The sequence below is a fragment of the Salinicoccus kekensis genome, from assembly GCF_900220995.1.
Classification (GTDB): domain Bacteria; phylum Bacillota; class Bacilli; order Staphylococcales; family Salinicoccaceae; genus Lacicoccus; species Lacicoccus kekensis.
The window spans coordinates 163,917-187,079 of sequence record NZ_OBQF01000006.1 but is presented as its reverse complement, the minus strand read 5'-3'; the positions used below and the strand labels follow the sequence as shown (position 1 = coordinate 187,079).

Below are 23,163 nucleotides of genomic sequence, written 5' to 3'. Positions count from 1 at the left end.
ACCAAAAAGTAATATCGAAATGATGAATGTAATGGAAATGTAACACAATTAAAATATTAGGCTGTTTCGCGTCACATTAACGGTGTAAAAATAATAATTTAGTAAACTTATAGTATATAAACAGCTGTTGGAAATTTAGGAGTGAAGAAATGATTAAAGATCACGGAAGAGTCTGGCTATTTTTCATGTATTATTGGATAATTTTTGGCATTTCAACTTATTTTGGCCAGTTTTTGCCTCCGGAGTGGCGTCCCACCTTATCCATGACGATATTCATCATCATCATGATTTCCCTCTTTGTAAGAGGGTTTAACAGGTCGGGTCCTGTAATCAGCCATATATATGCAATCCTGATTGGGCTGATTTCATACGGTACTTTTGAAGGTTTCATCAATCAATTCGATGAGAGAATATTCTATCAAGTTGTTTTGATATCAGTGATAGTGTTTGTCATCTTCGGCATCACAGGATACTTCCTCCTGAAGGATATCTCCTCCTGGGGGCGCTTTTTATTCGCCGGTCTGCTGGTTTTGATACTGGCATCCATTGTGAACTTTTTCGTCGGGCTGGACTGGCTGGCTTTTGGAATCACCGTTTTTGGTTTATTATTGTATATAGGCTATACGATGTATGACTTCAACAGGATGAAGAACAGGAAGTATAGGAATGCGCGGGTCATGGGGTTCAATCTGTTCATGGATCTGCTCCTCATCATCAAGAGGATGCTCCAGCTTTACCGCCGTTTCGGGAACAGAAGGTAACCGCATGCATATGATAATTTCAGTGAAGGAAGAGGAAAGAAATGGGCAGGAAATGGAATAATATTAAAGAAAAGAAAGCACAGAAAGATCAGAACACGAGCCGCATATATGCAAAATTCGGCCGTGAAATCTATGTGGCCGCCCGTAAAGGCGAGCCGGATCCGGAGAGCAATCAGGCACTGAAAGTCGTGCTTGAGCGTGCAAAAACCTACTCCGTGCCGAAGCACATCGTCGATAAGGCGATCGACAAGGCGAAGGGCGGCGATGAGGAGACTTTTGATGAGCGCCGTTATGAAGGTTTCGGGCCGGACGGTTCAATGATCATCGTGGATGCCCTCACCGATAATGTGAACAGGACGGCTTCGGATGTGCGTGCTGCATTCGGTAAGAACGGCGGCAACATGGGTGTGAGCGGCGCGGTCAGCTATATGTTCGATCCCGTTTCGGTCTTCGTCTTCAGTGATTTCGACAGTGAGGCGGTCCTGATGCAGCTGATGGAAAATGATGTGGACGTGAACGATGTGACGGTTGAAAATGATTTTACGGTCGTCTACGGCGATCCTCAAAGTTTTCATGAGATTAAAAGTGCGCTCGATGAAATGGGCGTCTCCGAATATGAAGTGGCGGAACAGTCCATGATTGCACAGAATGAAGTCTCACTTGACGGGGAAGCACGCGAACAGTTCGAAGTGCTGATCGATGCACTGGAAAATCTGGAGGATGTCTCGAACGTCTACCACAACGTGAACCTGGAGTCATAAAGCTTCAAAAGAAGCATCCGTAATGATAACTTTTAAATAAAGACATATTAGGGGGATGCATGATGGATTTTGGTTATGAAGGCAAGGTTGCCGTAATCACAGGTTCCAGCAAAGGGATCGGCAGACAGACGGCAGAGGAAATGTTGAAGCTCGGTGCAAAGGTGATGCTTGTGGCAAGGGGTGAGGAAGAGCTTGCTGCAGCGAAGGAGTCACTCGGCGCTCACGGTGAGGTCGACTATGTCGTCCAGGACGTCACCGGGGATGATGCGGGAGAGAATATCATCAACGCGGTCATTGAAAGGTTCGGCCGCCTCGACGTGCTCGTCAATAACGCAGGCGGTGCCTTTGCGGAAAGCTTTGAAGAAGTTGAGGTCAATGACTGGCAGGGCGATCTCGATCTGAAAGTGCTGTCGGCAGTCAAAATGTCGAAAGCCGCCCTGCCGCATCTGAAGGAGAATGGCGGCGCCATACTGAACCTCACCGCTGTGGCGGGGAAGAACCCGGGTGCCGGCACACTGCCGACATCCGTATCGAGAAGTGCTGGACTCGCAATGACGAAAGCGATGAGCAAAGACCTCGGCCGGTACGGCATCCGGGTCAACGCCGTATGCATCGGCCTGATACGCAGCGACCAGGTGGAGAAGATGTGGAAGGCAGAGGCGCCTGAGATGAGCTGGGAGGAATTTGCGACAACCGGCCGGGAGGACATCCCGCTCGGACGCGTCGGTGAAACGGAGGAAGCGGCGAATGTGATCACATTTTTATGTTCGGAACTCGCTTCATACATTACAGGCGCTGCCGTGAACATCGACGGCGGTGCCAGCGCATCATTATAAGGAGAGTCACCCAGCACGGAACCGATCAAGGTTCCGTGTTTTTTATTTTTTAAGGGGGGGGGAGGACAGGGTCCCGTCATGATGAAAAAGTGTGGTGGACAAATATTTTCTCATATGGGATACATAATAATTGTAATTTTACTGTACCAACTGTATTATAATAAGTAATACAGTTAGGGCGGAGGGATGCTTTTGTTCAACATCGATTTGAAAAGCAGGATGCCGATATATGAGCAGCTGGTCAACCACATCAGGATGCTCATCATTCAAAATGTGCTCGAGACCGATGAGAAGCTGCCATCGGTCAGAAGCCTGGCGCAGGAATTGACGATCAATCCGAATACCATTCAGAAAGCATATCGTGAACTGGAAAATGAAGGGTACATCTACTCGGTGCCCGGTAAAGGAAACTTTGTCAGTGATATGAAGCATGCCGCCACTCCCGACAAGATTGAGACACTGAAGGAGAATCTGGAAATCACAGCAAGAGAATTGATTTATTTGGATGTGCCGGTCGAAGAAATCAAAGATTTGGTTGAAAAAGCAAAAGATGATGTTGGAGAGGAGTGGGACGGATGAATATAAACATCACTGGCGTCGATAAGTCATTCGGTGCCAAGAAAGCTGTGGATAACGTATCCCTGAATATTAAGGAAGGGACGATGCATGGGCTGCTCGGTTCAAACGGTGCCGGAAAAACGACTTTCATGAAAGTCATGGCAGGAATCTATAAGCCTGAAAACGGGGAGGTCCTTTACGGGGGACAGGAAGTATTTGAAAACACCCTTGTTAAATCGGAAGTGATTTTCATTCAGGATATGCCGTATTTCTTCACCTCGGCAACTTTGAATAAGATGGCGGTCTTTTATGAGGGTATTTACAGTAACTGGTCGGAAAAGAGATTCCATCAGCTTGCAGACCATTTCAATTTGAACCCGGATCAGCCGCTGAATGCATTATCCAAAGGGATGAAGCGTCAGGCTTCATTCATACTGGCGATGTCGGCGCGGCCCAAAGTGATGCTGCTGGATGAACCTTTTGACGGGCTGGATCCGATCATGAGGAACCAGGTCAAAAATATCATGATGCAGGACATCGCGAACCATAATATGACCGTCATCGCATCCAGCCATAATCTTCGGGAGATGGAGGATTTGTGTGATTCGGTGTCCATCATGCACAACGGAGAGGTTTTATTCAACAGGGACCTGAATGAAATCAAGGGCTCCCACTGCAAGCTCCAGATTGCCTTCAAAACGCTGCCGGATGAAAATTTCTATAAAGACATCGGTGCCGTGCACAAAAATATCAGGGGACGGGTGGCCACCTGCATCATCAAAGGTGATCTTACAGCAGTCGAGCGGAAAGTGACGAAGTATGATCCCCTGATGTATGATATCCTGCCGCTCACCCTGGAAGAGATATTCACTTATGAAATGGGGGAAAAGGGATATGAAATCTCCAACATTATTGTGGAATAGCACACTGCTCAGGCATTTCACCGTCCAGACATTCTGGATCACCGTCCTGTATATGATGATGTCCCTGATTGTCCTGCCCCTCAGCCTGTGGATCTTCTCCCTCAGCATGACGGATGCCTCATATTTGTATGATGCGGCCGTCTTCGAGAACCTTGCATCCGTACATCTGGTTTTCGGCATGATATATGCAGCGGGTCTTGGATTGTTTTCGATGAACTTTAAAAATCAGGAAAGCGTTTCTGACTTCATCCACAGTCTGCCGGTCAAACGGGTCACGGTGCTGACGAGCGTATTCATCATCGGCATTTCATCGATCATCATCTCGACGGCCCTGATTGCTGCAATCCTGATGGTGGAACGTTTTGCCCTCACTTTTGAACTGGCAGCACTTGATGTCCTCTCGTGGCTTGTCTACAGCATTGCCGTGATGGCGACAGTTTTCATCATCACGGTGTTCACGGGCTTTTTCACGAATCATCTGTTCATTCACCTGCAGCTCGTCATCATCATATTCTTCCTGCCGCTTGCACTGTGGGCTGCAGCGACGAGCACAGCAAGCACGATGTTCGACGGCATCTCCCTGTTCCAGGGCGTGATGGATGATGACCTGCTCACACCTGTCATCGAAAATACGTTTCCGATATTCGCCGTCATGCAGATATATGAGCCGATCTCCTGGATGAAGTGGGTCATATGGGCGGGAGTGGCACTCCTCGCTTTCATTTTTTCCTATATCCTCTATGGCAGAAGGCAGAATGAATATGTGAACTTAAACTTCACCTACCATCCTGTACGGGTGATCCTGTCGGTCCTGATCGTAATCGTCGGCATGCTCATACTTGGGAATGTGGTCGGATTGATTTTTGCCGCAGAAAATATTGTACGGGTCATCGCCTTTATTTTCGCCTGGTTCGTTTCCTTCATCCTGGTGGAAATGTTCTTCCAGAGTACGGTCAAGATCCGCTTCAAAGTCAGGCGCTTCCTGATTTCCGCCGGCAGTGCAGTCGTGTTCATGGTGGTATTCTATGCGGGTTGGAACATGTATTCCGACTACGTGCCGCCTGCGGACGAAGTTGAAGCGGTCATGGTCGATGCCGGAGAGGCCGGGATATTTTCAGGATACGTCCCCCAGAACGACATCATGAGTGAGGATTTCCTGATGATGGACGACCCTGCATATATCAGTGATGTCACACAGGTGCATCAATATGCTGCTGACAATAAAGTGCCGAGGCACAGTCTCGAAGAATACAGGATATTTGAAGTCACTTACCGGATGAAGGACGGCAGCATGGTACACCGCTCGTTCGACCATTATCCCGAAGGTGAAGAGGCTGAAAGGCTTTTGGCCGAACTGAATACGGCCGGTCAGACGAGGGCGCAGGACCTGATATATAACATCGGGGACGACCGTGATCTGGTGCAGCTGTCATTGATAGCCTCCGGAAGCAGCACTGTATTGATTGATGATGAACGGGAGATCGAGCGTTTCATCAATGAATATAAGGAAGGGTTCCAGAAGACGGCGGATGCCGGCACCGAGTTGAACAGGTTCGCATCTGAACATATCATCAATGCCGAACTGGAATTCAACAACGGTACATTCAATGAATGGATCTACGGCAGGGTGCTGCTCTACCATCCTGCAGTGTTGTCCCGTATTTCAGAAGCACAGGATATCAGTGAATTCATTTCCCTCGCCGGTGCAGAGGAAGTCTACACCTACGAGATCGAAGGGGAGGATGCATTTTATGAAGATTACCGGAGATTACCGTTTGAGGAACTCGCTTTGAAATATGAGCTCGAGGCACTCGGTGAAGACGGACGGACAGAAGTGATGGAAACCGTGGATGACGGTGCGCTCAACGCCGGAAGCCGCAGGCTGATCATCTATACCAACCTGAATTACTACCCGTATGAAGGTACGGGTGATATTGAAGCGGATGCCGCTGAATATACACACTTCATCGTCGGGGTGGAGTGAACAAGCAGGCCCTGGACAAATGTCCAGGGCCTGCTTTGTGTTTTACTGATCTATGGAAGTTGAATCTAAACAAACCATGATACGATTCCTGGTGTGATGAGGGAGACGATGATTGCGCTCGCGACCATTGCGACGGTGCTGATCGAACCTTCGAGCTGGCTGTCTTTCATCACTTCAGCCGTCCCTATTGCATGTGATGCGGCACCCATCCCCATGCCGCGTCCAAGGTGCGAGGTGATGCCGAATATTTTAAAGATATACTTGTGCATGACCGCACCTCCGATGCCTGCAATCATGACCATCACGGCTGCAAGTGATGTGATGCCGCCGAGTGATTCTGTGATGACTACAGCAACCGGCGTCGTCACGGACTTGGCGGAAATGGCATATAATATTTCAGTCCCGAACCCTGTCCATTTCGCCAGGGAGATGCCGGATACGACGCCGATGAAAGCACCGGCCGCAGTACCGGTGAAGAGCGGCACTGCAAGCTTCACCATGACTTTACGGTGTATATAGAGCGGATAGGCAAGGGCGACGACGGCAGGCCCGAGCAGCTGATTGATCCACTCACCGCCGATCATGTATTGTTCATACGGGATATCAAAAACGGACAGGAAAATGATGAGGATGACCGTTGATGATAAAATGGGCAGGGTGAAGGGGCTTTCCGCCTTCCGGTGTATGTAGAGCGACAACCGGTATACTAAGATGGTCATTGCGATTATGCCCGAGGCTGCGAGGATGTTCATGGCTGTCCCTCCCTGCCGCCGGATAAATGGCCGATCAGTCCGGAGACGGCCATCACGAGAATGGTGCTCACAAGGACGATGATGACCAGCATGAAGCCCTTCCCTTGGAATATGCCGTAATACTGCATGATGCCGAGGGTGGACGGGATGAAAAAGAAAGGCAGATATTTCACCATGAAACCCGCACCATCCCCGATCCATTCAATTCTGATCACCCGTGTGAAAAGCAGGAGGATCAGCAGCATCATCCCGATGACGCTTCCGGGGAGGGCCAGCTGAAACGTTTCGGAAAGCCATTCCCCGGCCTGGTACAGTATATATAATATTGCGATCTGTAAGACGATTTTCATTGATTTGACCATATGTATTCACCTCTGTCGGTATACCATCATTTTACATCATTATGAGGTGCAGGGGAGGGCGAAATGGAGGCTTCCCGAGATTGCGTATTTCTTCACTTTTCTTTTGCTTATTATGTATAATGTAATGAAGGAGATGAGAGCCATGAAAATGAAATACTTGGATAAACGCGGGTGGCGCCGTTTATTGGACTCTACATACGATGAAGTGCTGACCCGCTTCAATGGTGAAGAGTTCCTGGCCGGCCTTATCTACATGAAGAAGATACGCTCCCCTCTCGTCGTCCCGGTCGTGGACAAATCGGTGAAAGTCGTCGATAAGGATTATAAATGGCTGCAGATACTGCCGAAAGAACGGAAGTACAGCATCACCGTCATGTATGATGACCACTGGCACGTGCTGCAGTACTACTTCGATGTCAATATGGCACATTACCTGGAACCGGGCAATGCAAGGCGGAAAGACATTTACCTGGACGTGCTCGCACTCCCGGACGGACAGTATGAGCTCGTCGATGAGAAGGATATACAGCGTGCCCTGAAGAACAACAAGATTACCGAGAAGGACAAGGATGAGGCCTACGCCGTGGCACAGCATATCATGGATGAGATTGAGCGGGACTTCGGGCAGTTTGTAGAACTTGCGGCGCACTGCCTTGGGGAACTGCGGAAAAACATGAAGTGAGGGGGCAGCCTGTAAGCTGCCCCCTGAAAGAAATATTTAGCTCGACGTGAAGTCGCCGCCGTTCACGTGGAGCACTTCACCGGTCATATAGCTTGAATCCTGCGCTGCAAGGAAGACGTACGACGGTCCGAGCTCAGCAGGCTGGCCGCGCCTTTCCATCGGTGTATCCTCGCCGTGTTCATCCACATGCTCGGCATCGAATGTGGCAGGTATGAGCGGGGTATAGATCGGCCCGGGTGCCACGGCGTTCACGCGTATCTTCTGCGGTGCGAGGTTTTGGGCGAGCGACCTGGTGAATGAAGTGATTGCCCCTTTCGTCGATGAGTAGTCGATGAAGATTGGAGAGCCTTTATATGCCGTGACGCTCGTGGAGTTGATGATTGAATCCCCTTCCTCCAGGTGAGGGAACACTTCCTGTGTGAGCAGGATCATGCTGATGATGTTGGTCTCGAAAGTCTCCCGCAGATTCTCTTCGGTGATGTCGAGGAAGTCCTTTTTCGGGAACTGCACACCGGCATTATTCACAAGGATGTTGATTGTGCCAAGGTTGGAGACGACCTCCTTCACAGTCTCTTTCCTGAAATCAGCATCCTTGATGTCCCCGCTGTACAGCAGGCACTTGACGTCTTCCTTTTCAGCGAGCATCTTTACATATTGCGCATCTTCTTCTTCCTCTTCAAGATATAATAATGCGACGTCCGCCCCTTCTTTTGCGAAGTGGACGGCGACCGAGCGGCCGATTCCTGAATCCCCGCCGGTGATCAATGCCACTTTCCCTTCCAGCTTTCCACTGCCTTTATAATCATCGGCAATGATGACGGGTTTCGGGTCCATGTCCTTCTCTATGCCGGGCTGCCCGTCCTGTGTATAACCTTCGACCTGCTCATTGACTGCTTCGTATTTCTTTTCATTATTCATAAAATACCTCCTCAATCAAATGTAGATTACATATACCCGATTCCTTAAGAGTTACTCGAAGCGGCAAACTATGATAAGATTTTCTTATATAGGAAGAAAAGGTGATTAAATGAAAGTTGATGATTATAAACTGCTCGTCACTTTGCATGAAGCGAAGACGTTGAGGCAGGCCGCCGAAAGGCTGTTCATCTCCCAGCCGGCGGTCAGCCAGAGGCTGAAATCGATCGAAGAGGAGTGGGGCGTGGAAATCTTCATCCGGACGAAGCGGGAATTGTTCGTCACAGGACCGGGGGAGCGGATCATCCGCCATGCCCAGAAGGTCGTGGAAAATGAAAACATGCTGAAGGAGTACCTCGTAGCCCATGAAGGGGCGGTGGAAGGCAATTTGAACCTCGGCGTCTCATCATTGATCGGCAGCACGATCCTTGCCGGTGTCCTGAGGGAATATACACGGCTGTACGCCGGGGTGAACATCAACATCCAGGTCGGCTCATCCCCGCAGATCATCAATGATGCAAAAGATTACCATATTTCAATCACCCGGGGCAGGCAGGTGCTCAACAAGGAAAATAAACTGCTCTTCACAGACAGGCATTACCTCGTCACACCAAAAAGCCTCGTCGGCCAGGACAACCCGCCGGTAATCGAGTTCTTTTCGGAGCCGGTCTATATCAGGATGATCGAGAAGTATTTTGAAACGCGGTTCAACCGGAGGTATGAACCCCAGTTCAGTGTCGACCAGATCGCGACATGCCGGGCTTTATTGTTCGAAGGTGTGGGTGTCACGGTGCTGCCTGAAATCGTCGTCAAAGACTTTGATAAGGAGCAGTTCAAAATCGAGGAAGTGATCGTCGACGAAGAACCGATCACACGGGATACGTACATTTCATTCGATAAGAATGTGATGGAACTGCCGCAGGTGGAAGCATTTATAAAAGTCGTGAAGAGTTATATCAAAAATTTTGAAACGTAGCACCGGGGAGTTCCGCTTGCAAAGCTTTCCCGGATATTGTTAGGATTAAGTGATGCTGATGGCACGCAAACTCATATTCAAGAAGGAGTCGTTTGATGGAGATTTTATGGTGGATACTGGTCATAGTCAGTTTTATCCTCGGATTCGTCGGTGTCATCGCACCGGTCATCCCTTCAGTGGTGATGTTCTGGGTCGGGTTTTTAATTTATCACTTTCTGATAAACAGTGAGACACTGACCTGGATGTTCTGGCTGGTCGCAGCAGTTTTAACCGCACTTGTGTTTGTCAGTGATTTGGTCGCTAACAGTTATTTCGTCAAGAAGTACGGCGGTTCGAAGAAGAGTGAGGCCGCAGCGATCGTCGGGGTCATCGTCGGGATGTTCATCTACCCGCCGTTCGGCGTCATATTCGTGCCGTTCGTATTTGTCCTGGCACTTGAATTCATAGCGACAAAGGACATCAACGCAGCATTCAGGGCGGCAGTCGGTTCGCTCCTCGCATTTTTTGCGAGTTCGGCATTCAACTTCGTGATCTATGTACTGCTGATCATCTGGTTCCTGCTGGATGCATTCCTGTTCTAAATGAAAAATCGCACTTGGCTCATGGAGAGCCAAGTGCGATTTTTTTTAACGTTGATTCAATTCTTCTTTTGTTTCAGCGATGTCCTGGCCCTCTTCGTCGAGGACTTTACGTACATCCTTCATTTCATGGGTCGGCTTATGTCTGCCTTCCTGGATGTCGATCGCATAATGGCATGCAACGTCATGCTGTCCTGCATATGTTTCATCCTTGTGTTCAAGGACCGGTATTTCCGTTCTGCACTTATCTGTTGCGAACGGGCACCTTGTATGGAATCTGCAGCCTGACGGCGGATCGATCGGTGACGGCACGTCCCCGCGGAGGAAGATGCGTTCACTCTTATTCTTCGGATCCGGTACAGGGATCGCCGAAAGCAGCGCTTTTGTATAAGGGTGCTGCGGATTGTCGAAGATGCTCTTCGTATCCCCCATCTCGACGATTTTACCGAGATACATGACGATGATCCTGTCCGAGATGTGTCTTACGACACCAAGGTCATGGGCGATGAACAGGTATGTGAGCCCCATTTCACGCTGCAGTCTCTGCAGCAGGTTCAACACCTGCGCCTGGATGGATACATCCAGGGCACTCACCGCTTCGTCGGCGATGATCAGCTTCGGATTCACTGCAAGTGCACGGGCGATGCCGATACGCTGGCGCTGGCCGCCTGAGAATTCATGCGGGAATCTGTCGATCTGGTGCTTTTGAAGACCGACGGTTTCCATGATTTCAAGTGCGCGGGCGGTCCTTTCCTTCCGCGGTACGACATCCTGGATGTCCATCGCTTCAATCAGAGTCATTTTCACCGTTTTCCTCGGGTTGAGTGATGCATACGGATCCTGGAAGATGATCTGCATTTCACTGCGCATTTTACGCATCTCCGACTTGCTCAGGGCAAGGACATCCGTACCCTGGAAAGTGACTTTGCCTTCAGTCGGCTCATCAAGGCGGAGTATCGCCCGGCCGGTCGTCGATTTCCCACAGCCGGATTCACCCACGACGGAGACCGTCTCACCTTCATTGATATGGAAACTGATATCATCCACCGCCTTGACATGGTTGACGGTGCGTCCGAGGAAGCCGCCCTTTATCGGGAAGTACTGCTTCAGACCTTCAACTTCAAGAAGAGTGTTCTTTGTCATATACGTTTACCTCCTCTCCATCCCATTCATCAGTGTAGATCCAGCATCTGACATCGTTGCCGTCCTCCTGTGTTTCGAGGTCCGGAAGCGTCGAGCAGATGTCGCTTGCAAACGGGCATCTCGGTGCAAAGCGGCAGCCTGACGGCATTTCATCGGGTGCCGGAACGTTGCCTTTGATCGGGATCAGTTCATCCTGATCGATATCATGGCGCGGCAGTGAATTCAACAGGCCGACAGTATAAGGGTGGCGCGGATTTTCGAATAAAGTCTCGACATCCGCAAATTCAACGACCTTTCCGCAGTACATGACCGCAACATAATCACATGTCTCAGCCACAACACCGAGGTCATGGGTGATCATTACGACACTCATGCCGATTTCATCCTGGAGTTCTTTGATCAGCTCAAGGATCTGTGCCTGGATGGTCACATCAAGTGCCGTCGTCGGCTCATCCGCGATGAGCAGTTCAGGCTTACAGGCAAGTGCCATGGCGATCATCACACGCTGCCTCATCCCGCCGGAAAGTTCATATGGATATTGATCCACACGTTTATCCGGGGAGGGGATGCCGACAAGTTCAAGCATCTCGATAGAACGTTTGGTGCCTTCCTTCTTGCCGAGGCCCTGGTGTATTTTGAATGACTCCCGCAGCTGCTGCCCGACTGTATATACCGGGTTCAGTGAAGTCATCGGCTCCTGGAAGATCATGGAGATCTCGTTGCCCCGGATCTGCCTCATCCGTGATTCTTTGGCAGTGGTGAGCTCCTCACCTTTGAAAGTGATGCTGCCGTCCACAATCTTACCCGGATCTTCGATCAGTCTTAAGATCGACAGGGCACTGATACTTTTGCCGGAACCCGATTCACCGACAATCCCAAGCGTTTTTCCTTTGGGTACGTTAAAAGTGACGCCGTCGACCGCTTTTATCTCATCTCCTTCAACAAAGAAGGAAGTCTTTAAATTATTTACATCAAGTATGTTATCTGACATTTTTGTCACTCCCTACCTAGTTTAGGTCCACTCGCTTGTTCAGCATCCTGTAAGAAATATCAACCAGCAGGTTGACGAAGACGAAAGTGACGGCAATCACAAGGACAGCACCCTGAACGACAGGGAAGTCCCTTTGCAGGATTGAATCGATGATCAGACGGCCGAGGCCGTTGATTGCGAATACACTTTCTGTCAGCACCGAACCGGCAAGCAAGTAGCCGAACTGCAGACCAACGACGGTTACAACTGGAATTAAAGCATTCTTAAGGGCGTGACGGAAAATAACGACACGCTCTTTAACGCCTTTTGCACGTGCGGTACGTATATAATCCTGGTCGATGACATCGAGCATCGAACTCCGTGTCATACGCGCAATGATTGCTGCACCACTTGTACCGAGTGCAATGACCGGCAGTACAAGTTGATCCATGTTCCCCCACCCGGTCGGCGCGAACCAGCCAAGTTCGATCGAGAACCACTGGATCAGCATGAGGCCGAGCCAGAAGTTCGGCATTGAAAGTCCGAACAGCGTAACGACCATAAGCGCAACATCAGAAAAAGAATAACGTCTGACTGCAGAGACGATACCTGCAAGCAAGCCTAAAACAAGACTGAAGAGCGTCGAGTAGATCGATAATTCCAAAGTGATGAAGAACCTTGCCTGGATATGGTTCATCACCGGAATGTTATCCCTGATGGATGTACCGAAGTCGAGCTGCAGGGCATTCGTCAGGAAGTTCCAATATTGCACATACAATGGATCATTCAGCCCTAAACGCTGTTCAATCGCCTTTACGGTTGCTTCAGGCGCACTTTCACCTGCCATGATGACTGCCGGGTTACCTGGAGTGAGGTGCATCAGACTGAACACAAGTATCGAAACCCCGATCAGAACAGGGATAAGCTGCAAAATACGTCTAATAATAAATGTTGTCATGATTTACCTCCTAATTTTTCTGTTTAGGATCAATTGCATCTCTCAATCCATCTCCAAATAAGTTGAAGGCCAGTACTACGATCACAATCATCATACCCGGGAAGAAAGTGATATGGCCTGCCTGATACATATAGTTACGTCCATCGTTCAACATCGCACCCCATTCAGGCGTCGGTGGCTGTACACCAAGCCCGAGGAACGAAAGTCCTGCTGCAGAAAGAATTGCAGAAGCGATGAACAATGTCGTGTTGACGATGATCGGCGACATGATGTTCGGCAGGATATGCTGGAATATGATTTTGCCGTCCCTTGCACCGAGTGCACGTATTGCATCGACATACTCAAGTTTTTTCGTGGTCAGGGTGGAACCACGGACGATACGGGCGAACTGCGGCAATGAACCGATTGCGATGGCAATGGTGACATTGATCGTGCTGCCCCCAAGGACAGAAACGATTGCAAGTGCAAGCAGTATGCCCGGGAACGCAAGCAGTACATCCATTACACGCATGACGATGGTATCGAACCATCCACCGTAGTAACCTGCAAGAATTCCGAGTGGAACACCGACAAGTGCACCCATGAACGTAGCTGCGAAGCCCACACCGAGTGTTATGTACATACCATGAAGTATACGGAAGAAGATATCCCTGCCGAGATGATCTGTCCCAAACCAGTGTGCAGCTGAAGGACCCTCCAGTTTTTCCGTCAGACTCGTGGCATTCGAGTTGACACCGAGTAGATTGTAGTTGGCATCTATTGCACCGAAAATCGATACAAGGAATAAAAATGCCAATACATAAAAACCGATCAGGGCTGACTTATTCTTTCTAAGTCGTTTGAAAAACTCTTTAAAACTTTTAATTCGCGGGTTTACAGGCTTAGTATCCCGAACCCTCTCTTTAGAAGCGACCGCCATTCAAGAGACCCCCTTATCATAGAAATTTAGGAATAGTGTGAAAACTATACTTATAATATAGCTATTAAATAATAATACATTTTCGCATGCATAATAGCAATGTTAAATAAGGAGAATTAAATCACAAAGTGCCCCGGAATAACTTAAAATGTAACTAATAATGTACTAATAAAACAAGGAAAACCGTTTACAAATTCTAATTCATAGTGTTACAATAGGAAATAATTCCGGGTAACTGGATAGGAATTAAAATTTGAGGGGGTTTTTCAAATGAAATACATATTCAGGTTTGCATTTTTAATGACGTTCATCACGGTGCTTTCCGCCTGCAGTGACGACAGTGAAGTGGGGGAAGGCACAGCAGACCAAGCAGAGGCGGGTGAAGCAGAGACCGGCGGAGATCTCGTCATATCCACGGGTAATGATATCGTGTCACTCGATCCGCATGCCAGCAACGAATTATATTCGGATCAGGTCAGGAACACGATTTATGAAGGACTTGTCACTCAGGACGAAAACTTTGAGATTGAACCGCTGCTCGCTGAAGAATGGGAACAGCTGGACGATCTGACCTGGCGGTTCGAGCTGAGGGAAGATGTGGAGTTCCATGATGGCAGCAAATTCAACGCAGAAGTCGTCAAGGCGAATCTCGACAGGCTGACCGATCCTGCCATGGCCTCTCCAAGGCTGAGCCTTTTTGAAATGATATCGGAAGTTGAAGTCATTGATGAATTTACGGTTGAACTCACAACCGAGTATCCATTTGCACCGCTGCTCAATCATCTGACACACGACGGCGGTGGTATGATCAGTAAAGAGGTCATAGATGAAGACTACATACAGGCGATTGAAAGTTCAGGTGCCGGATATTCAGTTGAGGAATATTATGCACTGCGCGAAGACGGCGGGGAGGAGTTTGAAGAAGCGGCTGATGAGATTTCAGGAGAGCTCGGTGCCGTGGTCGACCAGAACCCCGTCGGCACGAATTATGCGAAGTTCGAGTCGAGGACTCCGGGGGAGAGCATTGTACTCGCGAAAAACGAAGACTACTGGCAGGGTCCGATGCACCTGGACAGCATCACCTTCAAGATTGTTGCTGAAACAGGCGCAAGGATGGCCGAACTTGAAACGGGCACGTCACATATCATATTCAACTATGAATCAAGCAATGTCGAAAGGATAGAAAACCACCCGGAAACGGAAGCTTACGATAATTCCAACGTCGCCATCAATTTCATCGGGTTCAACACCCAAAAGGCACCGCTCGATGATGTGCGGGTCAGGCAGGCGATCTCCCATGCGGTGGACAGGGATGAAATCATGGAAGGCATCTACAACAATATGGGCAGGGTGCCTGACGGTCCCCTGATCGAAGGCATGGCCGGACACACTGCAGACAATGCGGGGTTTGAATATGACCTTGAAGAAGCCGAAAGGCTGATGGCAGAGGCAGGGCACGAAGACGGCTTCGAACTCAGCATCATCACAAATGACACACCGGAAAGAGTGGATACGGCGATCTATCTGCAGGAGGCACTCGCCGAGCTGAATATTTCAGCCACTGTGGAGCAGATCGAGTGGGGCACATACCTTGAAGAAGCATCCTCAGGGGAGCATGACATCTTTCTTCTGGGATGGCCGAACTTCACAGGGGACCCTGATCAGGCACTCTGGCCGCTGTTCCATTCGAGCATGCATGGTGCCGCAGGCAACCGCACATTTTATGACAACCAGGAACTGGATGCACTGCTCGAAGCAGGCCGTGAGGAAAAAGATGAAGCAGCACGCGCCGAAATATATGAAGAAGCCGAAGCTATTCTGGTGGAAGATGCACCGGCGATCTACTTCAACGAAAGCATCAGCCTGAATGCATACAGAAGCGAGGTGGAGGGTCTGTATATAGACGACTTCATCAAACCTGATTTCCGTGATGTGACTTTGACGGAATAATAATAAGACCCGTGCCGGGAACCCGGCACGGGTCTTAAGGTTTTGTTTGAATTATGGTTTCATGACGACTTTGATGCAGCCGTCGTCATGGTTGTTGAAGATATTATACATCTTTTCAGCTTTCTTGAGCGGTACGTTATGGGTGATGATGTCAGTCGGGTCGATTTTTCCGTCCTTCACCATCTGATAGAGCTCCGTCATATAATGGATGACCGGTGCCTGACCGGCTTTGACGGTGATATTGCGTGAGAAGATGCGGTGCAATGGATATCCTGTTCCCGGTGCACCGTATATGCCCGTCAGCTGGATGGTGCCGAACTTCTTGACCATCCTCGCTGCCAGTATGATCGGGTCGATGGTGCCGATCTGGCCGCCGAGTGTTTTGATGCGGTCTTTAGTGGTGATTTCACCGTCCATGCCGACACAGTCGATGACCACTTCGGCACCGCCTTTTGTAATTTCATGGACATAATCACCGATATTGCTGATTTCCTTATAATTGTAAGCTTCGACGTTGTTCGTGCGTCTCGCATGGTCGAGCCTCACCTGGTTATGGTCGATGGCGATGACACGGCTCGCCCCTTTCATCCATGCAAACTTCTGGGTCATCAGGCCGATGGGACCGGATCCAAGCACGGCGACCGTGTCGCCCTCTTTGACGCCGCTGTGATCTACGCTCCAGTAAGCTGTCGGCATGACATCCGACAGGAAGAGGAGGCTTTCATCTTCGAGTTCGCTGTCTTCCGGAACGAGGAATGAAGTGAAGTCTGCATAAGGTACGCGCAAATACTCCGCCTGTCCGCCGGGATAGTCGCCGAACACTTCACCAAATCCGAAGTATGCTCCTGTGTCGAGATGCGGATTGGAATTATCGCACTGGCTTTCCATCTGGTTATTACAGAAATGGCAATCCCCGCATCCGATGTTGAAAGGGATGACGACACGATCCCCGACTTTCCTGTTTTTGACGCCCGGCCCTACTTCCTCAACGATGCCCATGGGTTCGTGGCCGATGATGTAATCGTTAGTAATCGGCATGCTTTTACGGAACAGGTGCAGATCCGAACCACATATTGCGGTGGATGTCACCCGTATGATCATATCCGTGCCTTCCTGAATCTCAGGTGCTTTCATCTTCTTGACTTTGACTTTATTTTTCCCTTGTACAGTTACAGCCTGCAATATAGACACATCCTTTACATGAGATTTTCATATTAAATTCCCTGAAAGAAGAAATATAAACATCGAAGACAGATTAATGATAAGATTATTAAATTTTCAGAGTTTTCTATGATTTGTAATGACTTTTGAATAAATTACACATAAAATAGAATCCAACTACTTATATTATGGAGGAGGATGAAAAATGAAAAGTCTGTACCACTTGATTTTAATTTTGTCGTCAGCAATGGTTCTCGCTGCCTGTACAGATGACACAGGGGTGGAAGAAGCCGCAGAATCCGATGGAAATGCCGAGGAATTGGCAGGAGGGGATATGACAGTCGCGGTACCGAGTGATGTTGTTTCACTGGACCCTCACGGCAGTAATGATGACCCTTCGGAACAGCTGCGGGATGTAGTGTACGAGGGCCTGCTGACACAGGATGAAAACCTGGAAATCACTGCAGCCCTTGCCGAGGAATGGGAGCAGATTGACGATGTGACATGGGAGTTCAAGTTGAGGGAAGGTGTCGAGTTTCATGACGGCAGTCTGTTCAATGCTGAAGTCGTGGAAGCCAATATCGACCGAATTCAGGATCCTGCAGTCGCATCACCGCGTGCATTTTTGCTGGAGATGATCGAAGAGGTTGAAATCATCGACGATTACACTATCCGTCTGGTGACAGAAGAGCCGTTTGCACCGCTGCTCAGTAATCTGACACATGGTGCCGGCAAGATGATCAGCAAAGAGCTGATTGATGAAGATTATGAAAATGCTTTGGCGGAAGCGGAGTCGGAGGTGACACTCGAGGAATATTATGAACTGCGTGAAGCGGATGGGGATGAGTTTGATGAAGTTGCCGATGCCATCAGCAGTGGTACAGGTGCAATAGTTGAAAATCATCCGGTCGGAACCAATTATCTGCAGTTTGAATCGAGGAACCCGGGAGAAAACACCGTATTCACCAAATACGAGGCGTACTGGGACGATCCTGCAATCCTGGACTCGGTGACTTTCAAAGTCGTCACGGAAGTCGGATCCAGAATTGCAGAACTTGAAACCGGTGATTCGGAGTTTGTGGTGAATGTGCAGTCGAACAATATCGACAGGATTGAAAATAATGATGAAGTCACACTTGAAAGACGGGATGCCCTGTCGGTCGATTACATCGGCTTCAATAATCAGGCTGAACCTTTCGATGATATCCGGGTGCGTCAGGCATTGACCATGGCCTTCGACAGCGAAGCGGTGCTCTCAGGTGTCTACAATGACTCCGGTCAGCCAGCGGTCGGTCCGATTCCTCCGGGTGTCCTTGGATACTCCGACAGTATCGAACGGCCGGATCATGATATGGAAGGCGCCCGCGAACTGCTTGCGGAGGCAGGGTATGAAGATGGATTCGAAACTACACTGATGGTCAATGAGGACAATCCGGAGCGTATGGATGCTGCGGTGTTCTTCCAGGAATCCCTGGCGGACCTCAATATCGACCTCACAATCGAGCAGGTCGAATGGGGGACCTTCCTTGACACGACATCAAACGGAGAACATGAAATGTTCATGCTCGGATGGGGCAATACGACCGGCGACCCGGATGATGGCATCATGCCGATGTTCCATTCCGACAATGTCGGTGCATCAGGAAACCGCTCGTACTTCCAGAATGAAGAAATGGATGAACTTCTTGAGGAAGGCTCGAGAGAGACCGATGAAGCCGCCCGCCAGGAAATTTATGAAGAAGCGACGGAAAGGGTAGTCGAGCATGCACCGGTGATATTCGTCCGCCACGGCGAGTATCTGAATGCGGTCAGCAATGATGTGGAGGGTCTCGTCATAGATAATTACAATATCTTCGATTTCAGTGGGGCATCTTTGAACAATTAGTAACCATTGGGTTACATGAATCTATATTTGATACACATTTATCTTTTCAGAAAATTCATATTGATTGAATTCACAGAATGAAGTATTATGTTAATAACTTAGAGAAATGGGGGATGGGGAATGAAGAGCTTTTGGAAATTATTTTTAGTCAGTATAATGGTGCTTGTACTTGCAGCATGTACTGATGACGACAGCGTCGATGAGGAAGCGGCGGAAGGGGATGCTTCTGACGATCAGACAGAAACAGCCGCCGGCGGCGATCTGACGATTGCGATTCCGAGTGACGCGGTCTCAATGGACCCGCACGGCAGCAACGATGTGCCGTCTGAACAGGTACGGGATGAGATATATGAAGGCCTGGTCACACAGGATGAAAATTTTGAAATCGTACCGCTGCTTGCAGAAGAATGGGAAGAAGTAGATGAGACGACGATGGAGTTCACGTTGAAGGAAGGCGTCGTCTTCCATGACGGCAGCGAATTCAATGCAGAAGTCGTCAAAGCGAACTTCGACCGTTTACTCGACCCTGCTGTAGCCTCCCCGAGGGCTTTCCTTCTGGAGATGGTTGAAAACGTGAATGTGGTGGATGATTACACGGTCCAGCTGGAGCTCGAGTATCCTTATTCACCGCTGCTGAACAACCTGTCACATGGTGCCGGCAAGCTGGTCAGTAAGGATCTGATCGATGCGGACTATGAGAATGCATTGTCCGAAGCGGAGGAGGATATGTCCGTCGAGGAATATTATGAACTCCGGGAAGAAGGCGGAGATGCACACGCGGAAGTGGCGAACGCCATTGCAGGGGACGTCAGCACCCTGATAGAACAGGAGCCTGTCGGTACGAACTATATGCAGTTCGAATCCAGGAACCCGGGTGAAAACACCGTACTCACCAAATATGAAGACTACCGGGACGGTCCGGCAACGATAGACTCCGTCACTTATAAAGTGGTGTCAGAGACGGGATCGCGCATTGCCGAACTTGAAACGGGATCATCGGACTTCATTCTTGCAGTACAGTCGAGCAACATCGACCGGGTGGAAGGCAATGACGACGTGACACTCGACCGCAATGAATCGGTCTCAATCGACTATATCGGTTTCAATGTGGAGAGTGAACCGCTTGATGATCCACTCGTCCGTCAGGCGATTACGCATGCATTCGATAAGGAAGCTGTATTATCCGGAGTGTACAATGATTCAGGCGAACCTGCAGTGGCACCGCTTGCTCCTGGTATACTGGGACATTCCGAAGATCTCGAAGGACTCGAATATGATCCGGACAGGGCACAGGAGTTACTGGAAGAAGCAGGACACGGGGACGGTTTCGACATCAACCTGATGGTGAACGATGATAACCCTGAACGTGTGGATATGGCCGTATTCCTGCAGGAATCACTTGGCGACCTCAACATCAATGTCAATGTCGAGCAGGTTGAATGGGGTGCATACCTCGATGCTACGGCAAACGGGGAACATGATATGTTCATCCTTGGCTGGTCGAACTCGACAGGTGACCCGGACAACGGCATCGCACCGTTATTCCATTCAGATAATATGGGCGATACAGGAAACAGGTCCTTCTTTGCCAACGATGAGCTGGATGCACTGCTTGATGAAGGTGCACAGGTTACAGATGATGATGAACGCCAGCAGATTTATGAAGAGGCCCAGCAGATACTGGTCGATGAAGCACCGGCAATTTTCGTCCGTCACGGTGAAAACCTGAATGCATACCACAACAATGTGGAAGGCATTTATATCGACAGTTACAACATTTTTGACTTCAGAGAAGTTACATTGAATGAATAATATTATTTAAAAGGAGGAATATTCCTCCTTTTTTTGTTTGTGATTTCTCATAATTGTAAGATATTTCAAAAGCTTCATTGAAATTAAAAAAGAGTTAAGGTATATTAAAAAAAGGTCAGGAATTTCATTTAATTTTAATAATAGGAGGTAAATGTATGAAGAATTTCAGATTATTGCTGATGATGGCAATGGTTGCAGTTCTTTCCGTAGTACTGGTCGCCTGTGCGGATGACAGTGATGTCGATCCTGCGGCGGAGAACGGAGATGACGCGACAACCGAGAACGGGGAAAGCACTGAAGACGCTTCAGGTGAAGCATCCGGCGGTGGAGACCTTGTCATTTCGGAAGCATCGGATATCGTGAGTCTCGATCCACACGGAAACAACGATGTTCCTTCAAGTAACGTGCGTAACAACATGTATGAATCACTTACATACTTGGATGAGAACATGGAAGTCCAGCCGCGACTGGCAACAGAATGGACAGAAGTGGATGATACGACATGGGAGTTCACTTTGAAAGAAGGCGTGACTTTCCATGACGGAACAGAGTTTAATGCAGAAGTGGTGGAAGCGAACCTGGAACGCTTACTCGACCCGGCGGTCGCATCCCCACGTATGTTCTTATATGAAATGGTGACCGGGGTGGACGTAGTCGATGACTACACGGTCCATATCAACCTGGAATACCCGTTTGCACCGATCCTTGCACACCTTGCGCATGATGCAGGCGGCATGATCAGCAAAGAAGTGATTGATGCTGACTACGAAGCTGCGCTGTCTGAAGCGGGTGAAGAGATGTCGGTTGAAGAGTATTACGAACTCCGTGAAGAAGGCGGAGAGTCACATGAGGAAGTTGCAGATGCAATCACCGACGAAGTCGGCAACCATATTGCCGACAATCCTGTAGGCACAGGACCGTTTGAATTCGAATCACGTGCTGCAGGTGAAAATGTCGTGCTTGCGAACTACGCAGAGTATCATGACGATGAGAATGCGGCACAGCTTGATACGGTGACGTTCAAAGTCGTACCGGAAACAGGCGCACGTCTTGCTGAAATCGAGACGGGCTCAAGCCACATTGCAGGCGGTGCAGAACCGACGAACATCGACCGCATCGAATCCCATGATTCGACCGAAGTCGATTTAACACCGTCACTCGGCTTGTCATATGTCGGCTTCAACGTGGAACAGGAGCCATTGGATGATCCATTGGTGCGTCAGGCGATCTCATATGCCATCGACCGCGAAGCGATCATCGAGGGTATTTATGAGGGTGTCGGAACACCTGCAGAAGGACCGCTTGCCCCGGGCGTTTTCGGGTACGATGACAGTGTCGAAGGTATCACTTACGACCTCGAACGTGCACAGGAACTGATGGCGGAAGCAGGTCATGAAGATGGGTTTGATATTGAAATCCTTACGAATGACCAGCCGCAGCGTATAGACACTGCTGTCTATATGCAGGAAGCACTTGCAGAACTCAATATCAATGTTTCTGTACAACAGCTCGAGTGGGGTGCGTATCTGGAAACTACAGCGAACGGCGACCATGATATGTTCGTGCTTGGCTGGTCGACAGTGACGGGTGATGCGGATTACGGCATGTATCCACTCCTGCATTCAACAATGCACGGCGATCCGGGCAACCGTTCATTCCTGTCGAACGACAATGTGGATGAGCTGCTCGAAGCAGGACGTACCGAAACAGATCCTGAAGCCCGTGAGGAAATCTACAGCGAACTTCAGGAAGGTCTTGTGGACATCGCACCGATGATTTACATCCACCATCAGGACTTTGTTACAGGAATCAACTCGAACGTTGAGAACTTTGAGATCGATGCGCTCGGCATCTATCAGCTCAGGGAGACTACTGTTTCAGAATAATGAAAAAGAGGTATAGGTGATGTCGAAGGCATCACCTATATTTTTTGTTTGCATAAAGAATAATCCCGTCAAAAATGCTATAATGACAGCATTGGTAAAAAGGGGAGTCTGTATTGAAAAGAGCAGCTTTGGCAATCGTTATGACGGTATTTTTAGCAGCATGCAGCAATGAGCCGACACAGGCGGAAAAAGATCTCGAAAAAGTGAATGAGGATATCGGTGAACTTCAGAGCGAGATACAACAGGTGCGGAGTGAAAACGAAGCGGTTGAAAGTGATATCACGAACAAGGAAAGAGAACTTGAAGAAGTGCTCTCGGGTGATTCAGACGACAGCTATGAGGATGAAGAAGAATCCGACGCGGCACCGGAAGATGAATAGACTGTTAATCT

Annotated in this window: 22 protein-coding genes; 14 read left to right on the top strand and 8 right to left on the bottom strand. The window is 49.1% G+C overall.

What is annotated here, in order from left to right; all coding sequences use genetic code 11:
* The first annotated feature begins 149 nt into the window (after window positions 1-149).
* From CRN96_RS11795 to CRN96_RS11770, 6 genes are all read left to right on the top strand, one after another.
* Window positions 150-761, top strand: coding sequence for a Bax inhibitor-1/YccA family protein (locus CRN96_RS11795; protein WP_097042426.1), 612 nt, complete (start codon window positions 150-152; stop codon window positions 759-761).
* A gap of 41 nt (window positions 762-802) precedes the next feature.
* Window positions 803-1,522, top strand: a complete 720-nt coding sequence (locus CRN96_RS11790) for a YebC/PmpR family DNA-binding transcriptional regulator (RefSeq protein ID WP_097042424.1) — start codon at window positions 803-805, stop codon at window positions 1,520-1,522.
* A 62-nt stretch (window positions 1,523-1,584) separates the two neighbouring features.
* A complete protein-coding gene (locus tag CRN96_RS11785; RefSeq protein WP_097042422.1) occupies window positions 1,585-2,358 on the top strand; it encodes an SDR family NAD(P)-dependent oxidoreductase in 774 nt (257 codons plus the stop codon).
* 192 nt (window positions 2,359-2,550) lie between these two features.
* Window positions 2,551-2,937: a GntR family transcriptional regulator gene (locus CRN96_RS11780; protein WP_097042420.1), complete on the top strand. Its 387-nt coding sequence runs from the start codon at window positions 2,551-2,553 to the stop codon at window positions 2,935-2,937.
* A complete protein-coding gene (locus tag CRN96_RS11775) occupies window positions 2,934-3,839 on the top strand; it encodes an ABC transporter ATP-binding protein (protein ID WP_097042418.1) in 906 nt (301 codons plus the stop codon). Before CRN96_RS11780 ends, CRN96_RS11775 begins: the two co-directional genes overlap by 4 nt.
* Window positions 3,811-5,823 (top strand): Sec62 family protein translocation protein, encoded by a 2,013-nt coding sequence (locus CRN96_RS11770; protein ID WP_143544317.1) that lies wholly within the window; start codon window positions 3,811-3,813, stop codon window positions 5,821-5,823. The genes CRN96_RS11775 and CRN96_RS11770 overlap by 29 nt, the downstream gene beginning before the upstream one ends.
* Window positions 5,824-5,888: 65 nt before the next feature.
* Here CRN96_RS11770 and CRN96_RS11765 read toward each other — a convergent pair whose 3' ends face one another.
* Both CRN96_RS11765 and CRN96_RS11760 read right to left on the bottom strand, forming a co-directional pair.
* Window positions 5,889-6,575, bottom strand: a complete 687-nt coding sequence (locus tag CRN96_RS11765) for an LrgB family protein (RefSeq protein WP_097042415.1) — start codon at window positions 6,573-6,575, stop codon at window positions 5,889-5,891.
* Window positions 6,572-6,937 (bottom strand): CidA/LrgA family protein, encoded by a 366-nt coding sequence (locus tag CRN96_RS11760; RefSeq protein ID WP_097042413.1) that lies wholly within the window; start codon window positions 6,935-6,937, stop codon window positions 6,572-6,574. Before CRN96_RS11760 ends, CRN96_RS11765 begins: the two co-directional genes overlap by 4 nt.
* Window positions 6,938-7,079: 142 nt before the next feature.
* On the opposite strand from CRN96_RS11760, the gene CRN96_RS11755 reads away from it, so the two are divergent.
* Window positions 7,080-7,619, top strand: coding sequence for a ribonuclease FAU-1 family protein (locus tag CRN96_RS11755; protein ID WP_097042411.1), 540 nt, complete (start codon window positions 7,080-7,082; stop codon window positions 7,617-7,619).
* Between the two features lie 36 nt (window positions 7,620-7,655).
* Here the strand turns inward: CRN96_RS11755 and CRN96_RS11750 are convergent, their stop codons facing one another.
* The gene (locus CRN96_RS11750) at window positions 7,656-8,537 is read right to left on the bottom strand and encodes an SDR family oxidoreductase (protein WP_097042408.1); all 882 of its coding nucleotides are present in this window, start codon (window positions 8,535-8,537) and stop codon (window positions 7,656-7,658) included.
* A gap of 109 nt (window positions 8,538-8,646) precedes the next feature.
* Here CRN96_RS11750 and CRN96_RS11745 point away from each other — a divergent pair, with 109 nt between their 5' ends.
* The gene (locus CRN96_RS11745; protein ID WP_097042406.1) at window positions 8,647-9,510 is read left to right on the top strand and encodes a LysR family transcriptional regulator; all 864 of its coding nucleotides are present in this window, start codon (window positions 8,647-8,649) and stop codon (window positions 9,508-9,510) included.
* Window positions 9,511-9,605: 95 nt separating this feature from the next.
* On the top strand, window positions 9,606-10,091 hold the full coding sequence (locus tag CRN96_RS11740) for a DUF456 domain-containing protein (protein ID WP_097042403.1): 486 nt from the start codon (window positions 9,606-9,608) through the stop codon (window positions 10,089-10,091).
* Window positions 10,092-10,136: 45 nt separating this feature from the next.
* Here CRN96_RS11740 and CRN96_RS11735 read toward each other — a convergent pair whose 3' ends face one another.
* The 4 genes from CRN96_RS11735 to CRN96_RS11720 are packed head-to-tail and all read right to left on the bottom strand — an operon-like array spanning window position 10,137 to window position 14,078.
* On the bottom strand, window positions 10,137-11,231 hold the full coding sequence (locus tag CRN96_RS11735) for an ABC transporter ATP-binding protein (RefSeq protein WP_097042401.1): 1,095 nt from the start codon (window positions 11,229-11,231) through the stop codon (window positions 10,137-10,139).
* Window positions 11,209-12,222 carry an ABC transporter ATP-binding protein gene (locus CRN96_RS11730; RefSeq protein ID WP_097042399.1) on the bottom strand — a complete coding sequence of 338 codons (1,014 nt, stop codon included), beginning with the start codon at window positions 12,220-12,222 and terminating at the stop codon, window positions 11,209-11,211. Before CRN96_RS11730 ends, CRN96_RS11735 begins: the two co-directional genes overlap by 23 nt.
* 16 nt (window positions 12,223-12,238) lie before the next feature.
* Window positions 12,239-13,159 (bottom strand): ABC transporter permease, encoded by a 921-nt coding sequence (locus tag CRN96_RS11725; protein ID WP_097042398.1) that lies wholly within the window; start codon window positions 13,157-13,159, stop codon window positions 12,239-12,241.
* A gap of 10 nt (window positions 13,160-13,169) precedes the next feature.
* Window positions 13,170-14,078 carry an ABC transporter permease gene (locus CRN96_RS11720; RefSeq protein ID WP_097042396.1) on the bottom strand — a complete coding sequence of 303 codons (909 nt, stop codon included), beginning with the start codon at window positions 14,076-14,078 and terminating at the stop codon, window positions 13,170-13,172.
* Between the two features lie 270 nt (window positions 14,079-14,348).
* On the opposite strand from CRN96_RS11720, the gene CRN96_RS11715 reads away from it, so the two are divergent.
* Complete coding sequence (locus CRN96_RS11715) at window positions 14,349-16,028, top strand: glutathione ABC transporter substrate-binding protein (protein ID WP_097042394.1); 1,680 nt, start codon at window positions 14,349-14,351, stop codon at window positions 16,026-16,028.
* Window positions 16,029-16,079: 51 nt separating this feature from the next.
* On the opposite strand, the gene CRN96_RS11710 is transcribed toward CRN96_RS11715, so the two are convergent.
* The gene (locus CRN96_RS11710; protein ID WP_097042392.1) at window positions 16,080-17,210 is read right to left on the bottom strand and encodes an alcohol dehydrogenase catalytic domain-containing protein; all 1,131 of its coding nucleotides are present in this window, start codon (window positions 17,208-17,210) and stop codon (window positions 16,080-16,082) included.
* 184 nt (window positions 17,211-17,394) lie between these two features.
* Here CRN96_RS11710 and CRN96_RS11705 point away from each other — a divergent pair, with 184 nt between their 5' ends.
* The 4 genes from CRN96_RS11705 to CRN96_RS11690 all read left to right on the top strand — a co-directional run bounded on the left by CRN96_RS11705 (window position 17,395) and on the right by CRN96_RS11690 (window position 23,152).
* Window positions 17,395-19,074 (top strand): glutathione ABC transporter substrate-binding protein, encoded by a 1,680-nt coding sequence (locus CRN96_RS11705; protein ID WP_097042389.1) that lies wholly within the window; start codon window positions 17,395-17,397, stop codon window positions 19,072-19,074.
* A gap of 120 nt (window positions 19,075-19,194) precedes the next feature.
* Window positions 19,195-20,886, top strand: a complete 1,692-nt coding sequence (locus CRN96_RS11700; RefSeq protein WP_097042387.1) for a glutathione ABC transporter substrate-binding protein — start codon at window positions 19,195-19,197, stop codon at window positions 20,884-20,886.
* Between the two features lie 155 nt (window positions 20,887-21,041).
* Window positions 21,042-22,772 carry a glutathione ABC transporter substrate-binding protein gene (locus CRN96_RS11695; protein ID WP_097042385.1) on the top strand — a complete coding sequence of 577 codons (1,731 nt, stop codon included), beginning with the start codon at window positions 21,042-21,044 and terminating at the stop codon, window positions 22,770-22,772.
* Between the two features lie 140 nt (window positions 22,773-22,912).
* The gene (locus CRN96_RS11690; RefSeq protein ID WP_218839936.1) at window positions 22,913-23,152 is read left to right on the top strand and encodes a hypothetical protein; all 240 of its coding nucleotides are present in this window, start codon (window positions 22,913-22,915) and stop codon (window positions 23,150-23,152) included.
* The last annotated feature ends 11 nt before the right edge of the window (window positions 23,153-23,163 follow it).

Excerpts from the sequence above, each read along its gene's own strand:
- CRN96_RS11795 (WP_097042426.1), top strand. The coding sequence starts at position 150 with ATGATTAAAGATCACGGAAGAGTCTGGCTATTTTTCATGTATTATTGG.
- CRN96_RS11790 (WP_097042424.1), top strand. The coding sequence starts at position 803 with ATGGGCAGGAAATGGAATAATATTAAAGAAAAGAAAGCACAGAAAGAT.
- CRN96_RS11785 (WP_097042422.1), top strand. The coding sequence starts at position 1,585 with ATGGATTTTGGTTATGAAGGCAAGGTTGCCGTAATCACAGGTTCCAGC.
- CRN96_RS11775 (WP_097042418.1), top strand. The coding sequence starts at position 2,934 with ATGAATATAAACATCACTGGCGTCGATAAGTCATTCGGTGCCAAGAAA.
- CRN96_RS11770 (WP_143544317.1), top strand. The coding sequence starts at position 3,811 with ATGAAATCTCCAACATTATTGTGGAATAGCACACTGCTCAGGCATTTC.
- CRN96_RS11765 (WP_097042415.1), bottom strand. The coding sequence starts at position 6,575 with ATGAACATCCTCGCAGCCTCGGGCATAATCGCAATGACCATCTTAGTA.
- CRN96_RS11760 (WP_097042413.1), bottom strand. The coding sequence starts at position 6,937 with ATGGTCAAATCAATGAAAATCGTCTTACAGATCGCAATATTATATATA.
- CRN96_RS11755 (WP_097042411.1), top strand. The coding sequence starts at position 7,080 with ATGAAAATGAAATACTTGGATAAACGCGGGTGGCGCCGTTTATTGGAC.
- CRN96_RS11750 (WP_097042408.1), bottom strand. The coding sequence starts at position 8,537 with ATGAATAATGAAAAGAAATACGAAGCAGTCAATGAGCAGGTCGAAGGT.
- CRN96_RS11745 (WP_097042406.1), top strand. The coding sequence starts at position 8,647 with ATGAAAGTTGATGATTATAAACTGCTCGTCACTTTGCATGAAGCGAAG.
- CRN96_RS11740 (WP_097042403.1), top strand. The coding sequence starts at position 9,606 with ATGGAGATTTTATGGTGGATACTGGTCATAGTCAGTTTTATCCTCGGA.
- CRN96_RS11735 (WP_097042401.1), bottom strand. The coding sequence starts at position 11,231 with ATGACAAAGAACACTCTTCTTGAAGTTGAAGGTCTGAAGCAGTACTTC.
- CRN96_RS11730 (WP_097042399.1), bottom strand. The coding sequence starts at position 12,222 with ATGTCAGATAACATACTTGATGTAAATAATTTAAAGACTTCCTTCTTT.
- CRN96_RS11725 (WP_097042398.1), bottom strand. The coding sequence starts at position 13,159 with ATGACAACATTTATTATTAGACGTATTTTGCAGCTTATCCCTGTTCTG.
- CRN96_RS11720 (WP_097042396.1), bottom strand. The coding sequence starts at position 14,078 with ATGGCGGTCGCTTCTAAAGAGAGGGTTCGGGATACTAAGCCTGTAAAC.
- CRN96_RS11715 (WP_097042394.1), top strand. The coding sequence starts at position 14,349 with ATGAAATACATATTCAGGTTTGCATTTTTAATGACGTTCATCACGGTG.
- CRN96_RS11705 (WP_097042389.1), top strand. The coding sequence starts at position 17,395 with ATGAAAAGTCTGTACCACTTGATTTTAATTTTGTCGTCAGCAATGGTT.
- CRN96_RS11700 (WP_097042387.1), top strand. The coding sequence starts at position 19,195 with ATGAAGAGCTTTTGGAAATTATTTTTAGTCAGTATAATGGTGCTTGTA.
- CRN96_RS11695 (WP_097042385.1), top strand. The coding sequence starts at position 21,042 with ATGAAGAATTTCAGATTATTGCTGATGATGGCAATGGTTGCAGTTCTT.
- CRN96_RS11690 (WP_218839936.1), top strand. The coding sequence starts at position 22,913 with ATGACGGTATTTTTAGCAGCATGCAGCAATGAGCCGACACAGGCGGAA.